Genomic DNA, 18,143 nt, shown 5'->3' with positions numbered 1-18,143 from the left:
CACTGTTGCAAAGTTAGCGATGAGGCAGCCTTTTGTCTTATTCAAAGGCCTTACATTTCAAAAACTCTGCTTACCAGGCGCATTTCGCCCAGGGGATCACCATAATAAAATGCTGAGGCCTGGCCTTTGCGTAGTGCACGCATCACCTCAATACCTTTGATGGTGGCGTAAGCCGTCTTCATGGATTTAAATCCCAGCGTGGCGCCGATTATCCGTTTCAGTTTGCCATGATCGCATTCAATCACGTTGTTCCGGTACTTAATCTGTCGGTGTTCAACGTCAGACGGGCACCGGCCTTCGCGTTTGAGCAGAGCAAGCGCGCGACCATAGGCGGGCGCTTTATCCGTGTTGATGAATCGCGGGATCTGCCACTTCTTCACGTTGTTGAGGATTTTACCCAGAAACCGGTATGCAGCTTTGCTGTTACGACGGGAGGAGAGATAAAAATCGACAGTGCGGCCCCGGCTGTCGACGGCCCGGTACAGATACGCCCAGCGGCCATTGACCTTCACGTAGGTTTCATCCATGTGCCACGGGCAAAGATCGGAAGGGTTACGCCAGTACCAGCGCAGCCGTTTTTCCATTTCAGGCGCATAACGCTGAACCCAGCGGTAAATCGTGGAGTGATCGACATTCACTCCGCGTTCAGCCAGCATCTCCTGCAGCTCACGGTAACTGATGCCGTATTTGCAGTACCAGCGTACGGCCCACAGAATGATGTCACGCTGAAAATGCCGGCCTTTGAATGGGTTCATGTGCAGCTCCATCAGCAAAAGGGGATGATAAGTTTATCACCACCGACTATTTGCAACAGTGCCCCCCGCCCTGCAGGAACGCCTGCGCCAACTGCATCCCTACGAACTCCCGGAGCTGCTCGCGGTCGAAGCCGCGTCCGGCCTGCCCGAATACCTGCAATGGCTGGCCGCCGAGAGCCGACCGGTAAACTGAGCCAATGACCGCATCCACGATCCGCCTGCGCCGCTGGCTGGCCGGGCTCGCCCTGCTGCTTGCGCTGCCCGCGACCTCGGCCGTCGCCCAGGACTTCGAACTGCCGCCGGTCGACGAGGTCTTCGTCCTGTCCGCGCAGGCCACCGCGCCGGACCGCATCGAGGTGCGCTGGCGGATCGCCGACGGCTATTACCTGTACCGGCACCGCACCTCGGTCAAGGCCGATGCCGCCTTCACCGGCGCGACCATGGCGCTGCCGAAGGGCAAGGCCTACCGCGACGAATTCTTCGGCGACGTCGAAACCTACCGCAAGGAATTGCTCGGCACCCTCACCGGCACGCCCGCGGCCGGCGCGAGCGCGACCACCCTGACCGTGAAGTACCAGGGCTGCGCCGATGCCGGCGTGTGCTACCCGCCGCAGACCCGCACCCTGAAGGTCGCGTTGCCGGGCGAAGCGGGCGCTGGCGGCTTCGGCTGTAAGGCGCGCGGGCTGCATGATTATGTCGTCAAGAACGGCTCTGCCGATCATCCCAACGCCGAGGTGAAATTCGCACTGGGTGATGTGGTCAACACCATGATCGGCTGCACTAATGGTGAAACGATCATGCTGTGCCACGACACCTCGCTGCCGCGCCCCTATTCTCTCGGCTTTCGGGTGCAAGGCACCGAGGGGCTGTGGATGGACGTCAACAAGTCGATCTATCTGGAGGGCAAGAGCCCACAGCCGCACCGCTGGGAGCCTGCCGAGGGCTGGTTTGCGAAATACGATCACCCGCTATGGAAACGCTACGCCGATCTGGCGGCAGGGGCCGGGCATGGCGGGATGGACTGGTTCGTGATCCACGCTTTTGTCGAGGCGCTGAAGGCCAAGGCCCCGATGCCAATCGACATTTACGACGCGCTGGCCTGGAGCGCGATCACGCCTCTGTCGGAACAATCGATTGCTGAGGGCAATCGCACGTTAGATTTTCCCGACTTCACCCGAGGGCAGTGGCGCACCCGCAAGCCGATCTTTGCGCTGAACGACGCCTATTGATCGACGCGATTTAGGCCAAGCGCACCGCAAAGGCGAAATTGGTAATCTTGTCGGTATCCTTGACGCCCGGCGCGCTTTCGACGCCGCTGGAGGTATCGACCAGCGGCGCTCCGGTGCGCGCAATCGCCTCGGCAACATTCGTCGGATTTAGCCCGCCTGCCAGCCCCCACGGCAAGGCACCGCGATATCCGGCCAGCAGCGACCAGTCGAACGCCAACCCCATGCCGCCGGGCAGCGCGCCTTTGGGGGTCTTGGCGTCGAACAAGATCAAGTCCGCCGCCCCGGCATAGGCTGCGGCGCGTGCGACATCGCTGGCGCTGGCGACGGGCAGCGCCTTCCACACCGGCTTGCCAAACCGCGCGCGCAACTGGGCCACGCGTTCGGGCGATTCCGAACCGTGCAGCTGCAGCGCGTTCAGCTTGGCTGCCACCAGTGCGTCGGCGATGACAGCATCATCCGCATCGACGAACAAACCGACCATGGCGATCTGGCCAGCTGCGCGCGATGTCAAAGCGCCCGCGACATTCGACGTAACCGCACGGGGCGACGCTGGATAGAACACCAACCCGGCATAGTCCGCCCGCGCCGCGATGGTCGCATCGAGCGCCTCGGGTGTGCTGATCCCGCAAATCTTGATTTTCGCGGGCATGCGGTCAGTCGGGGTTCTGGATCAGCCGCACCAGCGTGCAGTCGGGATCGATCAGGTAGCCGATCCTCAGGCCGCTCGCCTCCAGTTGCGGAGCTTTGAAGCGCGGCCAGCCGGTGCTTTTTTCCTCGGCTCCCGCCGCGTTCACCAATGCCACCATGGCATCGAGATCATCCAACCGCAGGCAACAGCCGAACGAGCTCGTAGCTGGGTCGAGGTCAGGATAGGGGAAGAATTCGAGCTGCAAACCGCCGCGCTGCAGGATCATCCAGCCGCGATCCTTCCAACTCGTCGCAAAGCCCAGCTTCGCATAAAACGCCTCTGTCACATCGAAATCGCGCGATGGCAGATTGGGGGTGACGTGGTCAGCCATGGCTCAGCGCAGCTTGTCGGCCATGCGGGCCGTATGAGTGATTGCGGCGCGGCTATCGGGGGCGGAATGGCTCATCACGATCATGCTGGCCTTGGGGAACGCCGCACCAAACGCGCGCGCTGACGCGGCGTAGTGCTCAGTGTCGGCATCACCGAGATTGCCGAGCGACTTGGCCTTGCTGTCCTTGATCAGGCAGCCACCAAAAGCGATGTCGGTGCCGTCGATCCCAACGGTGATATTGTCACTGGTGTGGCCGGGGCCGGGGTAAAATACCTTGAGCGGGCCAAAGTTGGGCGCGGTTGCTGGTTCGACCCAGCCATTGGCGGCGAAAGTCAGGCTGTGTTGCGCCGCAACCAGCCCCTCTTGCGGGGCAAGCTGGTTCGACAACGCATTGGCATAAGTCGCAATCCCCGCCGCATGCAGCGCGTTCATACCGCCCATCTTGTCCTGATGCGCGTGAGTCACCACCGCCAGCGCGACCGGCAGGTTGATCTCCTGCTTGATCCAGTTGAGGATCTGGGCGGTCTGGTCATCGGTCCAGGCGGTATCGACCACCAGCACGCGGCCGCCATCCCTGACGATCAAACCGTTGGAAGCGACTGCCCCGAAACCCGGCATGTCGAGATAGGAAGTGTGCTGCCAGACATTCGGTGCGAGCTGGCGGAAAACCAGATCGCCAAACCGTTGGTCGCCAGTTTCCATTTGCTGGCCAATCGTCGGGCGGATTTCACCGGGCATGCACCCGCTCAGCATCAATGCAGCGGCTAATGCGGTGCTCAGCTTCGCGACCGGGTGCATAATATTGGGCAATTCCATCAAGTTTTCCTTTTATTCAGCATTAAAAACCCCGCAAATGCGAGGCCTAGTAAATAGATGATCTTAATTTGGTTCACTGTAGCAAAAATATGGGGCGAATTCAAACATGAGGTGCGACAGTTTCAAAAGCCATATGATAATCAACAAGCTGAGCAAATTTCTCTAAGGAAGGTGCGAACAAGTCCCTGATATGAGATCATGTTTGTCATCTGGAGCCATGGAACAGGGTTCATCATGAGTCATCAACTTACCTTCGCCGACAGTGAATTCAGCAGTAAGCGCCGTCAGACCAGAAAAGAGATTTTCTTGTCCCGCATGGAGCAGATTCTGCCATGGCAAAACATGGTGGAAGTCATCGAGCCGTTTTACCCCAAGGCTGGTAATGGCCGGCGACCTTATCCGCTGGAAACCATGCTACGCATTCACTGCATGCAGCATTGGTACAACCTGAGCGATGGCGCGATGGAAGATGCTCTGTACGAAATCGCCTCCATGCGTCTGTTTGCCCGGTTATCCCTGGATAGCGCCTTGCCTGACCGCACCACCATCATGAATTTCCGCCACCTGCTGGAGCAGCATCAACTGGCCCGCCAATTGTTCAAGACCATCAATCGCTGGCTGGCCGAAGCAGGCGTCATGATGACTCAAGGCACCTTGGTCGATGCCACCATCATTGAGGCACCCAGCTCGACCAAGAACAAAGAGCAGCAACGCGATCCGGAGATGCATCAGACCAAGAAAGGCAATCAATGGCACTTTGGCATGAAGGCCCACATTGGTGTCGATGCCAAGAGTGGCCTGACCCACAGCCTAGTCACCACCGCGGCCAACGAGCATGACCTCAATCAGCTGGGTAATCTGCTGCATGGAGAGGAGCAATTTGTCTCAGCCGATGCCGGCTACCAAGGGGCGCCACAGCGCGAGGAGCTGGCCGAGGTGGATGTGGACTGGCTGATCGCCGAGCGCCCCGGCAAGGTAAGAACCTTGAAACAGCATCCACGCAAGAACAAAACGGCCATCAACATCGAATACATGAAAGCCAGCATCCGGGCCAAGGTGGAGCACCCATTTCGCATCATCAAGCGACAGTTCGGCTTCGTGAAAGCCAGATACAAGGGGTTGCTGAAAAACGATAACCAACTGGCGATGTTATTCACGCTGGCCAACCTGTTTCGGGCGGACCAAATGATACGTCAGTGGGAGAGATCTCACTAAAAACTGGGGATAACGCCTTAAATGGCGAAGAAACGGTCTAAATAGGCTGATTCAAGGCATTTACGGGAGAAAAAATCGGCTCAAACATGAAGAAATGAAATGACTGAGTCAGCCGAGAAGAATTTCCCCGCTTATTCGCACCTTCCCTAATGGTGTAAGCCAATCTAACGCCTTTCTAGGACGAGTATTCAGTGACATGGCAACTTGATTTAAATAATGCTGATCTGCCTGATTTAAATCAATCCCTTTAGGTAAATATTGCCTAATTAAACCATTCATATTTTCGCATGTGCCTTTTTGCCAGGGTGAATGTGGGTCACAGAAATATACATCTATGCCTAAATCTTCTTCGAGTATTTTATGTTCTGACATCTCACGTCCACGGTCATAGGTCAACGTTTTACGCAGTTCTGCAGGTAAATATTTCAGAGCTTCAGTTAAAGCCTTGCGCACTGATTCTGCCTTTGCATCAGGTAATGTTGCCAAGATACAGAGCCGTGTATTTCGTTCAATAAGTGTTGCTATCGAACTTTTATTGTCTTTACCTTTAATTAAATCAGCTTCCCAATGACCCGGTATTTTTCTTTCTTGAACTTCGGCTGGGCGCTCATGAATAGTTTTAATATCCTGTAATATAGAATCTTTTTTAGGTTCACCGTTAGCTTTTCGCTTTTTATTTTCATGACGTAGACAGGATAATAAGTCTTTTTTCAACTCACCCTTTGGTAATGCTCGTATCGTTGAATAAATCGTTGTATGGCTTACATTCATTGTTTGATCCAAATCAGGAAATGTCTTTAAACGCTTTGCTATTTGCTGAGGAGACCATAAACAACGGATCGCTTCAACAATAAATTTCCAGAGGATTGAATCGATTTTGAGTTTTCTGTGACCACGTCTACGTCTAGCGAAGGTGTTATCAGAAGCATATCGAGCTTGATAAACGTCATTGATGCTATTTCTTTTAAGCTCACGATAGATCGTACTAGGATGTCTTTTAATGAGTTCAGCAAATTTTCTGGCTGAAAAGCCTTCTTTTCTTGACTCAAGCATTAATGCAGTACGATCTTCAAAGTTAAGATGATGGTATGACAATTTTATATACTCCATAAACCCTTTAAATTAATTAGGTGGTTTATGTCGCACTTCAAGTTTTACTCTGCCAACTTTAAATCAGTGGCTCCACTAACACTCTTCACTTATTTATTTAAAATTTAGCGACGTTAAAAGACAATTAAGTATTTTTAGATAATGGGGTTCTAGGGATTTTCCGTCCAAAAACGACAAAGTGCTCTGGAGGCCGCGCCGTCCGTGGCCTCCAGAGGGGTATTACTTTTCGCTGACGGGTAAATATCCCTCGATTGAGCGCATAAGCTCCTCCAGATCTGGCAATTTTTCGCTCAATTCGAAGTGGTAAGTCCCCTTGAGGTTAATGTTGTGCCAGGCCACAGGGGATGCCTGTTTGACGATATCTATTCTCTTGGTATCTCCTTGGTATTCGAAGCTGGTCAACAGCTGGCTGAGTATCCTGGAGTTGAAGTAAACGATGGCATTGGTGACCAGGCGAGCGCACTCATTCCATAGCTGGATTTCTTCGTCTGAACTGCCCCGGAACTGATCCCCATTGACGCTGCTCACGGCCCGACGCAGTTGGTGATAGGCCTCTCCCCGGTTCAGCGCGCGCTGAACATAGTTTCTTAAACTGGCATCATCGATGTAGCACAGTAGATAATTCGCTTTCACCAGGCGATTGTATTCCGTCAGGGCTTCCAGCAGCGGGTGATTGCGCTTGTACTCCGAGAGCTTTCTCACCAAGGTGGCTTGCGTTGTTTTCCGCTGCTTAAGTGATACTGCAATCCGTTGGATGGTATCCCAGTGCTGCGCAATACGATGGGTATTGATTGGCTTTTTTAAGCACAGCTGAATTCGGTGTTCTTTGTCTTCCTTGACATCAAACATGTCATTGATCACTTTGCCAACCTGGGCATAGCGTGGGGCAAACTGGTATCCGAACAGATCCAGTAACGCGAAGTTCACATGGTTCACCCCATGGGTATCGGTTGAGAGCACATCCGGAATGATGTCTGACGTATTGCTCATCAACAAATCAAAGATGTAGTGCGATTCATGTTCGTTGGCGCCGATCACTCTGGCGTTGATCGCAGCGTGATTGGCGATCAAGGTCATGGCAGAAACACCTTTTTGAGTGCCAAAGTACTTCGACGAATAACGGGTTTTGAAGGTCTCGCGCCGGGCTTCGAACTTTTGACCATCGGCACTGGCGTGGATCACATCTTCCTGGATGTTGTAGTACCGGAAGATGGGTAGCTTGGCTGTCGCGTTATTGATGTTGTCGTTAGCAGCATTCAATGTTTCCAGGCGAAGATAGTTCGCCTGGATAGTGCTGAGCTGATCATAGGTACGATCAGAGATCTGTGCCATGCCGTAAATGCCTTGATTGGTTGCATTGCCGACCAGAATTGCCAACAGGTCATATTCATGGGAACGGCTTCTGGATTGGGAACCCAGCACATGAGCGAAGCAGTCAATGAAACCGGTGTCACGATCAACCATGCGCAGTACATCCGCAATCCCCGTTGTGGGAATTTGCTGGAAGAAGGGATTGTTGACCAGATGATGTTTGCTGGCCGAAGGCAGGCGCCAGAAGCGTTTACCCTGCGGATTACGCAAGATGATATTCCGGTTGTCTTCCTGTTCAAGATATTCGCCGACTTCGTACAAACGGGTATCCAATTCCATGGCCATCTGTTTGATCAGCTTTTCAGGCTCCTCCGCTAATTTTGTAAAATGGCTCTGTTGAAGCAGCGTATATTTGTTTTTTCGCCAATGTTCCCCGTCGATCAGGTCGGCGTCGAGTGCCCGGTATTTAGTGATATCAGGCAGCGTCAGCTGGCCATTCAGGCGATCAGGAATCTGTTGATAGAGGAACCACTCATAACGATCGATCAGGATATTCCCTTCACCATCCAGCAGGAATTCACGTGATTTTTTGGAAAGGAGTCTGGTGTCGGCAGTTTGCAACTGAGCGTCCTGGCCGTTGAGTTCGTTTTGTGTTTTCGCCAAGGCGGCCGCTAAGTGCTGGGTGCCGTCGCAGCCTTCGAAGCGCAGACATAGGAACAACTCTCGCAGCAAACCTTTCCGCAGACTTTCTTTCTCGTCGCAGTACTGCCACATGGCTTCATCGACCGATCGTCGCTGCTCGTTCAGGAAGAGACATACAGATTCCAGATCCCTTTTGGTCAGCAGGCTCAGTGCTTGCTGTCTTACTGTTGCAAACGGTAGTTGCAGATCAATGCTGTCATCAATGAACAGGTGCAGTACTTCAGCTGCCTTGCTGACATTTTTAGCTGCTTTTTGCCAATCCTTAAACACCGCTTCCTGCGCATAATCCTTTGCCTTCTGTTTGGTCTGTCTGACATGATGCACAAAGCCATCGGCAATACGTTCCAGCGCTTGCTGCCATCGCGTTTGAAGATAGCACAATAAATACAGCCATTGGCTGCCTACGGTTTGACGTTTCAGTTTGGCACCGTAGTAGTCGACTTTCTCTGCCAGGTGTTGCAGATTTTTCTGCGACAGTGATAGCGTGCTCAACAGCAGATCCACTTCCGGCATCCAATGCTGGATATGGCGATAGACAATCAGTTCTTTCTCCAACTCGGTTCCGGTGAAGTTACGAGCCGATTGTCGCAACTGTCGGAACGGCAGTGGACCTGTGCCGTTCACGAGCTCCGCCAGTGCTTGCTTAAGACCGCGTGACATTGCACGCTCAAGGTGCGCGGCCATGTGTTCCTGTTCGTCTCCCACCACCTGACTGATGATCTTTTGCAGCGTGCTGTAGGCAGGGATTGCGATCTTCTGCCCCGAACAATATTCATTGGCCGCATCGAAGAGGTGCCTAGGCGCTGTCCAGGCTCTGGCTTGCTGGGATAAGTAATCTCTCAACGCCGCTCCATGGTCTTTGACATTCCAGCGCTGGTAGTTGCAGAGCTGGAAAACACGTTGGTAAATCCGTTCGTTCTCTTTTGGCGTGAGATTAAAGGGTCTACAGCCTGGGCCTGGTAGAACGGTTTGATAAACGTATTTGAGGTCCTGCTTGATCTGATGAAAGCCGGGATTCAGCACCACCGGCTTGGCTTTGAAATAGCCCAGCAGTACCACCAGCATGTAACGCTGGCCCCGATGACGGAGGCTTTTAGCGATCGCCAGTTCCTTATCGTTCAGCGAGAAAAAGAAGCGTTGGTCGGCGGAGGTGAAAGCGGGGGGTCCATATAACTCATCTTGTTCTGCCTCGGACAAGATTTGGACACGTTCTTCGAATGCCATGGATTTAGCCCAAAAAGACTAAATCTTACTCAAACAGAGCCCAAATAGGGATCTCGAAAAAAGTAATACCCCTCTGGAGGCCACAGACGGCGGGGCCTCCAGAGCACTTTGTCGTTTTTGGACGGAAAATCCCTAGAACCCCTCAGTGGGACGAAATGATCCGGACCGCTGGCTCCCTGAAGCTGGGCAAAGTACAGGTTTCAGTGCTGGTCCGTTCATTGCTGAAAAGTGAACGTCCTTCCGGACTGACTCAGGCAATCATTGAAGTGGGGCGCATCAACAAAACGCTGTATCTGCTTAATTATATTGATGATGAAGATTACCGCCGGCGCATTCTGACCCAGCTTAATCGGGGAGAAAGTCGCCATGCCGTTGCCAGAGCCATCTGTCACGGTCAAAAAGGTGAGATAAGAAAACGATATACCGACGGTCAGGAAGATCAACTGGGCACACTGGGGCTGGTCACTAACGCCGTCGTGTTATGGAACACTATTTATATGCAGGCAGCCCTGGATCATCTCCGGGCGCAGGGTGAAACACTGAATGATGAAGATATCGCACGCCTCTCCCCGCTTTGCCACGGACATATCAATATGCTCGGCCATTATTCCTTCACGCTGGCAGAACTGGTGACCAAAGGACATCTGAGACCATTAAAAGAGGCGTCAGAGGCAGAAAACGTTGCTTAACGTGAGTTTTCGTTCCACTGAGCGTCAGACCCCTGTTACCGATGCAAGAACAGGGGAGTTTCATGAAATGCCTGTTTAGGAGTGATTAAAGGTAACTTGTGCGCAGAAGGTCAGGTGTGTGGTGGTTAGTACAGACTAGTGAATGTTGTAACTAAACTATATTTTTATTAAAGGCCGGAGGTGGTGTTCCTCCGGCCTTAATTACGTTTCCGTGTTCATTAGTCGATGAACTGGCGGATCAGTTCCAGAATGGCAATCAGCGCGTTTGCAAGCGCCGCTACCGCCCTCAGAACGATGATTAACAGGTTAATCATCCGTTTTCTCCATAAATGGAGTAAAGACACCGTGGCTTGCTCTTACACTGCCTGTCACCACGGCTTCTCTTCGTCTTGTCAGTTGTAGAGAGTCTCACTCCTGCCAGAGCACAGATAACCAGCACCACCTGTATTACCTGTCAGGACTTTGAACCTGTTCATGCCGCATTTAGCGGAATGCAGGGAGAGACTCACCACAGAGCTAACCCTCTGATTATACGTTTATCTAACGTTCAGGCAAACCGTTAACGCACAGTCACTGCCCGTCATATTGCATAATCAGGCTTCACGGATTATCATACTATTGTCAGTTGTAGAGAGTTTCCCTTCCGGGCTGAGTTACCAGCTCGCACCGGAACCGTAAAAAAGCCGACCTCACCAGTCGGTTTTTTTACGTCTGCGGTTTCCCGCTTCGTTTAAATCTATTTTAAATGAATAAATTGTTCTGCGGCAAACCCAACAACATAAGGACGTTAGGGTTGATGGTTGCCGAAATCGCGGTGCGTTACGTGAATTCTGAGGTTTTGCGAGGGGGATTGGGCGCGAGAATTTACGAGAGAGCGCCGGAACAATGCCGGGATCACAAACCATCACCCGTGAAAGAAATCTTCCGGCATTGCCCGGTCAGGTAGTATGACATTCATTGTCAACGGCCATCAATTTATAAGCTGCTTTGCACTTCATAAAAGATCACCACCAGGGCTGCTAAAACAGTACCGATAGCCAGCACGTTAAAAAGTACGTCCTTCATCTTTACGAACGACATACTGATTTGCGTCCTTTCCCTTTTGTCAGCCTTCTCTATCATCCAGCGTTGGTATGAATCACTGTTACTTTTTCTGTCCATGTTCCCCCCAATTCATCAATGAGCACCAGGCGGCCACCAGGCTTCTTGCCAACAAAGTAACGGCCTCGCGGCAGACGTTCGCCAGTCTTCAGCCGTTCGATCCAGTCCTGAAATGCAGGGCGCGGTTTATAGCTGTAGCGGCCAAAATCAGCTAAAGACTGCGTGACCATGACTGTTTGGCAGCCATGCTTTCTCATATCACGAAACGTATTTTCCAGTGCAGCCAGTGTATTCATTTGCACGTTCTCTCTGCTTTTCCCATGAAGATATTAACGACACTCAAAACTAACACCGTTGGCATGATCACGGCAGCATAGCCGACAGCAACGGCCTGATATATGGTCAATGAGTAGTCGGGCTGTTTATACAATACGACTGAAAAAATGCTCCCCAAACAAGCAAGCAGAGTTAAAAACAAGTAATCGACAAATCTGTTTTTATAGATAACCCATGCAACGATGCAGGGATATGACACCAGGCACAGGATAATCGCATTTGTGGTATGCACGTTTCGCTCCTTGTTATTTAAGGGTTGTCAGCCAGATCAAACAGATTGTTCAGGCTGGAACGGAATTGTTTTACCGATGATACCAGCTCCTGACTCCGCGCTTTTTCCTGCGCCAGTTCACGCCGTAGCTGCGCCATCTCGTCTCTGTTACGCTGAAGCTCAAGGATAGCCGTCATAAAGGTTTTGCTGGCTGATGCCTGTCCGGTCGCTTCCTGCGCCTTTTTAATGGCCTGATCTTCGTCGTCATTCGTTCTGATTGTGTAATGCCCCATGATACCCCTCTTTTGCTGTCATTTTTGCGCTGCCGGCGCGAACCCGGGAAGAAACTTTGCTGGCAAAAAACACTGGCCAACAGATGTGACCGGGAAAATTTGCTGGCAATTAATTTTCGATGAAAGCCAGCTCGCAATCGCCGCATTCAATATTCAGTCCGGCTTTGCCCCACACGGCAGCGCCACACCCGCGACACTGATATTTAACTTTATTTCGTTTTGGCTTGTCCTCAAATGCTGCAACTGACAAATCATTGTCATTGCTCCCGGCCATATCATCTGAATGGCTCCCGTTCTGCGGTGACACTGACGGCAGCAGAGCCATAGAAAGCACCGCTTCTATATCAATCCCGGCCTCAGCATTTTGATGCGCCAGAGCAAGCGTTTCGCGCCATTGCTCTATTACGGCGGTCATATCTTTTTGTTGTTCGACCTGGACAGGGAAGCGATCAAACCAGCTCAAAGCAAATTGCCCCTGGAACAGTTCCAGTGTGACGCGCTGGAAGCGGCCACCAGGGATCGGATAGTCATTAATCTTCTGGCCGACTTTCGCACCACCAGGTCTCCCGGTGGAGGAGGGCATAAGTCCGATACTTTCCATTTTTGCCGCCCACTGCGCATTGTGGTACGTCTTACGCGACGGGTTGCCGTAGTGGTACTGCCACATATGGCACTGCTCATGAACCAGCGTTTGCATGACTTCAATAAGCGGGTACACCGGGAAGTATTCAGGATTGAGGGCGATTTCATCAATCATCCTGCCGCTGCCGTCAGCAGCAACAAAGCGCCTGTAACTGAAATAGCCCATTGTGTTCTTGCCGCGCTGGAACGTAATCAGACAGTCAGGGAGTTCGCCGTCAAAAAGGCGCTGGTTATAGAAATCAAACGCCTGTTGTAGCTCGCTGTAAGCGCGTTCCGTGGCTCTTGTCATGCTGAAGTTCGCTTAGCGGCGTTCCGATATTCCTGTAACTCTGCAACAATAGCAGGGAACACATCAGCGCAACGCTGTGCCAGCTTAACCGCCTTTGAACAAACGCCCATACCATGTGCTCTTTTGAGCGCCTCCAACAAATCTACCAGTTCCTCGTCAGTGATTTTTTCAGTCATCTATTAAGCTTCTCCATTATCTGTATCGTACGATACAGATAATATAAACCACACCTTTGATAGCGGCAATCTTTTTTGCTGGCAATTTCACGCCCAGGGCGGGCATCGAGCGGGTAATATTGCTGGCAAAAATCAACGGCCAAACCGGCTGCAGGAAACTGGTTTGCTGGCAAGCGTGATTTACTGCTGGGCTTGACACCTTGCCATTGTATGACGCTTGTTTTAGTGTCAAATGAACAACCAGCGCGAGAAGAATATAGGAAGCAAAAGCAATGGATATCAAACCTAACTCAGTGATCCACCTGGAGCCAGGCGAAACATTACCCGGCTATACCAATCTGAAACCCGTACCTGATAAGTATTTCGATGAGTTAAAGGCACTCATAAATAAACTCAATACTCAATCCGGTAATATTTACCTCAAGTTAAAACAGATGTACGCCTTTTTGGATCGTTTTAACAAAGAATTTGTGAGCACGTTTACCTCCTGTCAAAAGGGGTGCTCTTCGTGCTGTAAAATGGATGTTCATTTAACCGCGCTTGAGGCAACACATATTGCACAAGCAAGTAAACTTACTGCCAGAGACAACCCGCTTACGACCGGGCATGAGTCAAAATGTCCGTTTTTGTCTGAGAAGGGAACATGCTCAATCTACAATTACCGCCCGCTGTTATGCAGGACATATCATGTACTCACTCCGCCGGAGATGTGTAATGACCTGGATGCACAAGTCATGCAGTATGGTTCTCAAAGCGCGAACATGGGAAATCACATCTACAAAACAATAGCAGAGTGGATCTATTTTCAGACGTATCACTGCACTGGTAAGTTAGAAACCAAAGATATCAGAGACTACTTCCCTTATCCCCGCGAAGATATCCAAAGATTTCTTCACCATAACCCCCCGCGCCCTTTTTGCTAAAAAAAAGCCTCTGACGCAGTGTCAGAGGCTTGTTAGATTACTGTTCGTCACCAGCAGTGCTGGAAGCATCTTTTTTGATGAGAAACTCATCAAGAGAACGGCCAGCTTTTAACGCTTCGTCGATTGGTTTTGGTGTCCGGCCACGACCAGACCAGTATTTCGTTTCGCCGTTTTCATCAAACTGATATTTAGGCGGCGCTTTTGGCAACGTCTTTTTGCGTGTTTTTTGCGCATCTTCGGACAGGCCAAGCAGTTCTTCCGGTGAAAAACCTTCTCCGGCAATCAACTGGAGCAGTTCCTGGCGCTTTCTTTCGCGCTCTGCGCGTTCTGCTGCCTCACGCTCTGCTTCTTCACGACGTTCTTCGATCACGGCGTTAAGCTTTTCCTGCATTTCCAGCAGTTGTTCAAAGCTGGTTTCTCGCGCAAAAACACGAACAGAGCGAATATTCAGGAGTAGCTTTTTTGTTGCGTCAAACGTTTCATTTTCACTCATCGAGTTAATCCTTATTTTTTACTGAACTGAAACCCAAGTTTACCCGTAGTTTTATCCTGCAAAACAATTGCAGCGTCAAACTTTTTCCCGGTTTTATTACTGGTAAAGCCTTTAATCTCTCCGGTTTTACCTTTTTTGATTAATGTCTCAACCTGATTTTGTGTCAGTTTTTTTCCTGACACTTCAGACCAGATTTTAAACTCGCACCCGGAACAGAAAAAGCCTTTAGGCCGGATAATAATTTCTTTACTGCATGAAGGGCAGGGGGCTTCGAGCCGGGACATGGAACCTTCTGATCTGGATTTTGCTTCCATATCCGGTTTGCCGTCTTTGTCCGGGAATGTTGTCTTGCATTCAGGGTAGCAGGAGCATCCCCAGAAAAAGCCATTTTGCCCCTTACGCTTACGCAGGAAACCGTTGTTACAAACCGGGCAGGGCGTGGCATTTGAAGAAATCGAAATTCCGTTCCTGTCCAGCTCGTCGATTAACCCCTGGACGTACTCATCATTTTCCTTAATAAACTCCTCAACTGTCAGCTCTCCGGCTTTGATCTGAGACTGCTTTTCAGCCCACAGAGCGGAGATATCCGGTTTAGTGATTTCAGGAGGCAGTGCAGCGCAAAACTCCTGGCCTTGTTTTGTGGTTTTCCATACCAGCTCCGAATACCCCTTTTCTTTTTCGATGGAGATAAGCCCGGTATTTGCCGCCAGTTTCTCAAGAATACCCGCGCGGGTGGCTTCCGTTCCGATACTGCCACGATCACTGCTGCCCTCGTCTTTCGCTTCCAGCGCCTTTCTGAGAGCCGGATCATCAATGAATTTTGCCGCACTCGTCATGGCGGCCAGTAACGTTGACTCTGTGAAATAGCGAGGTGGTGTAGTCTTTTTCTTGTCCACGTCTGCCGATTCACACAGGCCGCTGTCATTAAATTTCAGCAATGAAAGGTCAAAACCGTCCGTTCCGGCATCTTCGGTTTCGTCCTCGTCATCACTATCCTTACCCAGCGCTTCCCAGCCCTTTTGTACCAGAACGCTCTGTGTGGCCGTAAAGGTATCCCCCTTAATATCAAAGTGGATTTTCGTCTTGTTGCGGATCGCATCCGGGTAGAACAGCCCGATAAAGTAGACGGACACCAGGTTATAAACGTTCCGCTCTTTTTCATTAAGCTGAATACCGGCTCCGCTTTTTGTCGTCGGGATGATGGCGTGGTGCGCCTCAATCTTACTGGCATTAAAGGCTTTGTGTTTCTGGCCTTTATCCATATCTACGATCGCAGACGCCAGTTCGGGTACGGTGGCCGCTATAGCAGTGGCAATATCTCCGGCCTGGTAATAATGCTCATCTGAAAGATAGCGATTGTCAGAACGTGGATAGGTCAGAAGCTTGTGAGTTTCATACAGCCCCTGCATCACATCGAGCGTATCTTTTGCAGAATAACCAAATCGCTTTGCGCAGAGCTGCTGAAGCGTGGAAAGGTTAAGCGGAAGCGGAGGCTTGCTATTTTCCGGCTTTGTCGTCGCGATAGTAACAATAGCATCCTTACCCGTAACACGTCCGGCAATATGCGCGGCCTGAGCTTCGGAGATCAGGCGTTTTTTCTCGTCTATCTGATCGTCGTCTGTTGTCTGATATTTCGCCTTAATCTGATGCCCGTTCATCGACAGACTGGCGAATACATCGTAATAAAAGCTTTCTGTGTGATTCTGGTTCGCCAGCGTGCGCATGTTCACCAGACCAAGAACGGCACTTTGTACCCGGCCAACGTTCAGAACGCCGTCATAGCCCTTCTCACGGCCTTTTAATGTACATCCCCGCGTCATGTTATAGCCAAAACCCTGATCGCACAGGGAACGCGCCAGGGCGCTTAACGTCATACCGCGAAATTTATCGTTAGGTTGTAAATTCGACAGTGATTTTTGCACTGGCGCAAGGTTGAGGTCGGCAACAAGCAGTCGCTGGACGGGTTTCTTGTTTCCGGCATAACCCAGAATCTCATCAACCAGCAAACATCCTTCATCATCGGGGTCGCCTGAATGAACGATGCTGTCGGCTTTATCGATAAGAGACAAAATAATGCGGGTCTGTGCTTCTGATTCAGGCTTGATTTTATATTTTGGCGGATAAACCGCTTTAATGGGTAAATCACTATAACGCCAGTTGGAATATTTGTCGTCATAATCCTGTGGGTCGTAAAGCTCCAGCATATGACCATAACACCAGGTAACGACATCAGAACCGTGTTCAAAATAGCCGTTTTTCTTTTCTGTATTGGGATTTCCGCCCAGTCCTTCAAAAATAGCCTTTGCTAAAGACGGTTTTTCTGCAATAAAAAGTCTCATTAATCAATCCTCAAGGTAACTTGAATAGTCAGGCTGCGCACCATTCTTTTTAAAGATTTCTTCCCTTTCCTCTATGTCTTCTTCTGCCTCCTGCACACTAAGGTCAAGGGTTCCTTTCAAAAAGGCACGCGCATTCTTGATTACATCTACTGTTAATTCGTTTTTTGTTCCGCGAATCATGCCAATAGCAATATTTATTATCTCCTTTATTTCAGCAGGAGTCGTTCTGTCCAGCACCGCGCCAAGTTCTTTAAGGTCAATATTTATATCGTCTGGTAAGTACATTTTGGCACAAGCGGCAGCGGCTTTAGTCCGAAAAGCACCTACAGATATGATTCTGTCAATTCTGCCAGGGCGTTTTCTGATGCGCGGATCAATCCGGTTAGGATAGTTCGTTGAAAAAATAACATATGTCCCGGCAAGATTTCGCGGTGTATCAGCCCCATCAAGAAAACTTAACGTTCCGGCATCAGCCCGATAAAGTTCATCAACCTCTTCAGCTATTATGATAACGGGTATTTTCTTTTGAGCTGCGGCATAGCAAACATCTTTAAAGTAATCATCAGCATAAACAAATACATATTTATCCTGATATTTTGCCCCCAAAGCTTTTGCGATAGTCGTTTTCCCTGTGCCCGGAGGACCAGTAAAAAGCACTTTTCGCATTCCTGACTGACCATAACGGGTGTAGAAATCAATATCCGAAAAGAACTGATTAAAGTCATTCTCCAGCTCATTAAACTTTGGATGAACAGAAAAACGTAAAGCGTTTTCTATTTCTTCCTTCCTTGCCTTACCGTGATAATAAACGCCGTCGTAACACCCGATTTTCCAGATACCTTTACGGGGTAAAGAGCGGTTTAATTTAGCGCGTCCAGCTTCGCAAAGATTATGAAGCATCGACATACTTTTGGTTGTGCCAACTGCGTACTCCATTCTGACTTTAGAGTTAAGAATGAAGCGAATAATATGAACCACTTCATTTTGACCAAGATGAATCCGGTATGCTCCCGAACCATCTTTAAACATAAGCTTTTTAATCCTCCCGGCTTTAGCCATAACAGGGCTACTTCCCGTATGAACGACGGTTGAAGCAACGGGTTCGATATCAAGATTCGAATAAATTTTACGATTCTTTCTGTTTATAAAAATCTCTGCCACTTTAGGATAGTAATCACAATCCTTTACGACAGTACCAAAATTATCTTCACCGTAATATTCTTTATGGAGCCGTAAAGCCTGCTCTACCAGAGTTAATTTACCCATATGC

At 50.3% G+C, this 18,143-nt stretch carries 20 protein-coding genes and 1 pseudogene; 5 read left to right on the top strand and 16 right to left on the bottom strand.

Annotated features, from left to right (window positions below; genetic code table 11):
- Nucleotides 1-50 precede the first annotated feature (50 nt).
- A complete protein-coding gene (locus ACQG1K_RS25500; protein ID WP_001067855.1) occupies nt 51-755 on the bottom strand; it encodes an IS6-like element IS26 family transposase in 705 nt (234 codons plus the stop codon).
- 58 nt (nt 756-813) lie between these two features.
- Between ACQG1K_RS25500 and cutA the strand changes: the two genes are divergently transcribed.
- Nucleotides 814-948, top strand: coding sequence for a divalent cation tolerance protein CutA (cutA, locus tag ACQG1K_RS25495; protein WP_023408307.1), 135 nt, complete (start codon nt 814-816; stop codon nt 946-948).
- A gap of 4 nt (nt 949-952) precedes the next feature.
- The gene (locus tag ACQG1K_RS25490) at nt 953-1,984 is read left to right on the top strand and encodes a protein-disulfide reductase DsbD domain-containing protein (RefSeq protein WP_004201169.1); all 1,032 of its coding nucleotides are present in this window, start codon (nt 953-955) and stop codon (nt 1,982-1,984) included.
- Nucleotides 1,985-1,994: 10 nt separating this feature from the next.
- On the opposite strand, the gene ACQG1K_RS25485 is transcribed toward ACQG1K_RS25490, so the two are convergent.
- From ACQG1K_RS25485 to ACQG1K_RS25475, 3 genes are read right to left on the bottom strand one after another with little or no spacing between them, the layout of a single operon-like run.
- Nucleotides 1,995-2,633 (bottom strand): phosphoribosylanthranilate isomerase, encoded by a 639-nt coding sequence (locus ACQG1K_RS25485; RefSeq protein WP_004201168.1) that lies wholly within the window; start codon nt 2,631-2,633, stop codon nt 1,995-1,997.
- Nucleotides 2,634-2,637: 4 nt separating this feature from the next.
- Entirely contained in the window at nt 2,638-3,003 is a 366-nt protein-coding gene (ble, locus tag ACQG1K_RS25480) for a bleomycin binding protein Ble-MBL (protein WP_004201167.1), read from the bottom strand.
- 3 nt (nt 3,004-3,006) lie between these two features.
- Nucleotides 3,007-3,819: a subclass B1 metallo-beta-lactamase NDM-7 gene (locus tag ACQG1K_RS25475; RefSeq protein ID WP_032495622.1), complete on the bottom strand. Its 813-nt coding sequence runs from the start codon at nt 3,817-3,819 to the stop codon at nt 3,007-3,009.
- A gap of 234 nt (nt 3,820-4,053) precedes the next feature.
- Here ACQG1K_RS25475 and ACQG1K_RS25470 point away from each other — a divergent pair, with 234 nt between their 5' ends.
- Complete coding sequence (locus ACQG1K_RS25470) at nt 4,054-5,034, top strand: IS5-like element IS5 family transposase (RefSeq protein ID WP_000019402.1); 981 nt, start codon at nt 4,054-4,056, stop codon at nt 5,032-5,034.
- Nucleotides 5,035-5,142: 108 nt separating this feature from the next.
- Here the strand turns inward: ACQG1K_RS25470 and ACQG1K_RS25465 are convergent, their stop codons facing one another.
- Complete coding sequence (locus ACQG1K_RS25465) at nt 5,143-6,144, bottom strand: IS30 family transposase (RefSeq protein WP_023408311.1); 1,002 nt, start codon at nt 6,142-6,144, stop codon at nt 5,143-5,145.
- Nucleotides 6,145-6,363: 219 nt separating this feature from the next.
- Nucleotides 6,364-9,381 carry a Tn3-like element IS3000 family transposase gene (locus ACQG1K_RS25460; protein ID WP_004199413.1) on the bottom strand — a complete coding sequence of 1,006 codons (3,018 nt, stop codon included), beginning with the start codon at nt 9,379-9,381 and terminating at the stop codon, nt 6,364-6,366.
- A 143-nt stretch (nt 9,382-9,524) separates the two neighbouring features.
- Here ACQG1K_RS25460 and ACQG1K_RS25455 point away from each other — a divergent pair.
- Nucleotides 9,525-10,037: pseudogene (locus tag ACQG1K_RS25455) on the top strand (Tn3 family transposase); the annotation flags it as partial.
- A 251-nt stretch (nt 10,038-10,288) separates the two neighbouring features.
- Here the strand turns inward: ACQG1K_RS25455 and dqlB are convergent.
- The 7 genes from dqlB to ACQG1K_RS25420 all read right to left on the bottom strand — a co-directional run bounded on the left by dqlB (nt 10,289) and on the right by ACQG1K_RS25420 (nt 13,401).
- Nucleotides 10,289-10,384, bottom strand: a complete 96-nt coding sequence (gene dqlB, locus ACQG1K_RS25450) for a DinQ-like type I toxin DqlB (protein ID WP_000609145.1) — start codon at nt 10,382-10,384, stop codon at nt 10,289-10,291.
- Between the two features lie 804 nt (nt 10,385-11,188).
- Entirely contained in the window at nt 11,189-11,467 is a 279-nt protein-coding gene (locus ACQG1K_RS25445) for a hypothetical protein (protein ID WP_001093608.1), read from the bottom strand.
- Nucleotides 11,464-11,739 carry a hypothetical protein gene (locus ACQG1K_RS25440; protein ID WP_000557557.1) on the bottom strand — a complete coding sequence of 92 codons (276 nt, stop codon included), beginning with the start codon at nt 11,737-11,739 and terminating at the stop codon, nt 11,464-11,466. Before ACQG1K_RS25440 ends, ACQG1K_RS25445 begins: the two co-directional genes overlap by 4 nt.
- 17 nt (nt 11,740-11,756) lie before the next feature.
- Complete coding sequence (locus tag ACQG1K_RS25435) at nt 11,757-12,011, bottom strand: hypothetical protein (RefSeq protein ID WP_000510385.1); 255 nt, start codon at nt 12,009-12,011, stop codon at nt 11,757-11,759.
- Between the two features lie 109 nt (nt 12,012-12,120).
- Complete coding sequence (locus ACQG1K_RS25430; RefSeq protein ID WP_000196235.1) at nt 12,121-12,942, bottom strand: SprT-like domain-containing protein; 822 nt, start codon at nt 12,940-12,942, stop codon at nt 12,121-12,123.
- On the bottom strand, nt 12,939-13,118 hold the full coding sequence (locus ACQG1K_RS25425; RefSeq protein WP_023408316.1) for a hypothetical protein: 180 nt from the start codon (nt 13,116-13,118) through the stop codon (nt 12,939-12,941). The genes ACQG1K_RS25430 and ACQG1K_RS25425 overlap by 4 nt, the downstream gene beginning before the upstream one ends.
- A 16-nt stretch (nt 13,119-13,134) precedes the next feature.
- Nucleotides 13,135-13,401, bottom strand: a complete 267-nt coding sequence (locus ACQG1K_RS25420) for a hypothetical protein (RefSeq protein WP_032072053.1) — start codon at nt 13,399-13,401, stop codon at nt 13,135-13,137.
- Between ACQG1K_RS25420 and ACQG1K_RS25415 the strand changes: the two genes are divergently transcribed.
- Nucleotides 13,391-14,041: a YkgJ family cysteine cluster protein gene (locus tag ACQG1K_RS25415; protein WP_000351937.1), complete on the top strand. Its 651-nt coding sequence runs from the start codon at nt 13,391-13,393 to the stop codon at nt 14,039-14,041. The genes ACQG1K_RS25420 and ACQG1K_RS25415 overlap by 11 nt on opposite strands.
- 37 nt (nt 14,042-14,078) lie before the next feature.
- On the opposite strand, the gene ACQG1K_RS25410 is transcribed toward ACQG1K_RS25415, so the two are convergent.
- From ACQG1K_RS25410 to ACQG1K_RS25400, 3 genes are read right to left on the bottom strand one after another with little or no spacing between them, the layout of a single operon-like run.
- On the bottom strand, nt 14,079-14,534 hold the full coding sequence (locus tag ACQG1K_RS25410) for an H-NS family nucleoid-associated regulatory protein (RefSeq protein WP_001293458.1): 456 nt from the start codon (nt 14,532-14,534) through the stop codon (nt 14,079-14,081).
- 11 nt (nt 14,535-14,545) lie between these two features.
- Nucleotides 14,546-16,873, bottom strand: coding sequence for a type IA DNA topoisomerase (topB, locus tag ACQG1K_RS25405; RefSeq protein ID WP_004199098.1), 2,328 nt, complete (start codon nt 16,871-16,873; stop codon nt 14,546-14,548).
- Nucleotides 16,874-16,876: 3 nt separating this feature from the next.
- Nucleotides 16,877-18,139, bottom strand: a complete 1,263-nt coding sequence (locus ACQG1K_RS25400) for an AAA family ATPase (RefSeq protein ID WP_000517490.1) — start codon at nt 18,137-18,139, stop codon at nt 16,877-16,879.
- Nucleotides 18,140-18,143 lie beyond the last annotated feature (4 nt).

The organism is Enterobacter cloacae complex sp. 402C9, from assembly GCF_050030745.1.
GTDB lineage: Bacteria > Pseudomonadota > Gammaproteobacteria > Enterobacterales > Enterobacteriaceae > Enterobacter > Enterobacter intestinihominis.
Note: the sequence above shows the minus strand (reverse complement) of the source record. Positions and strands in the feature narration are given on the sequence as shown.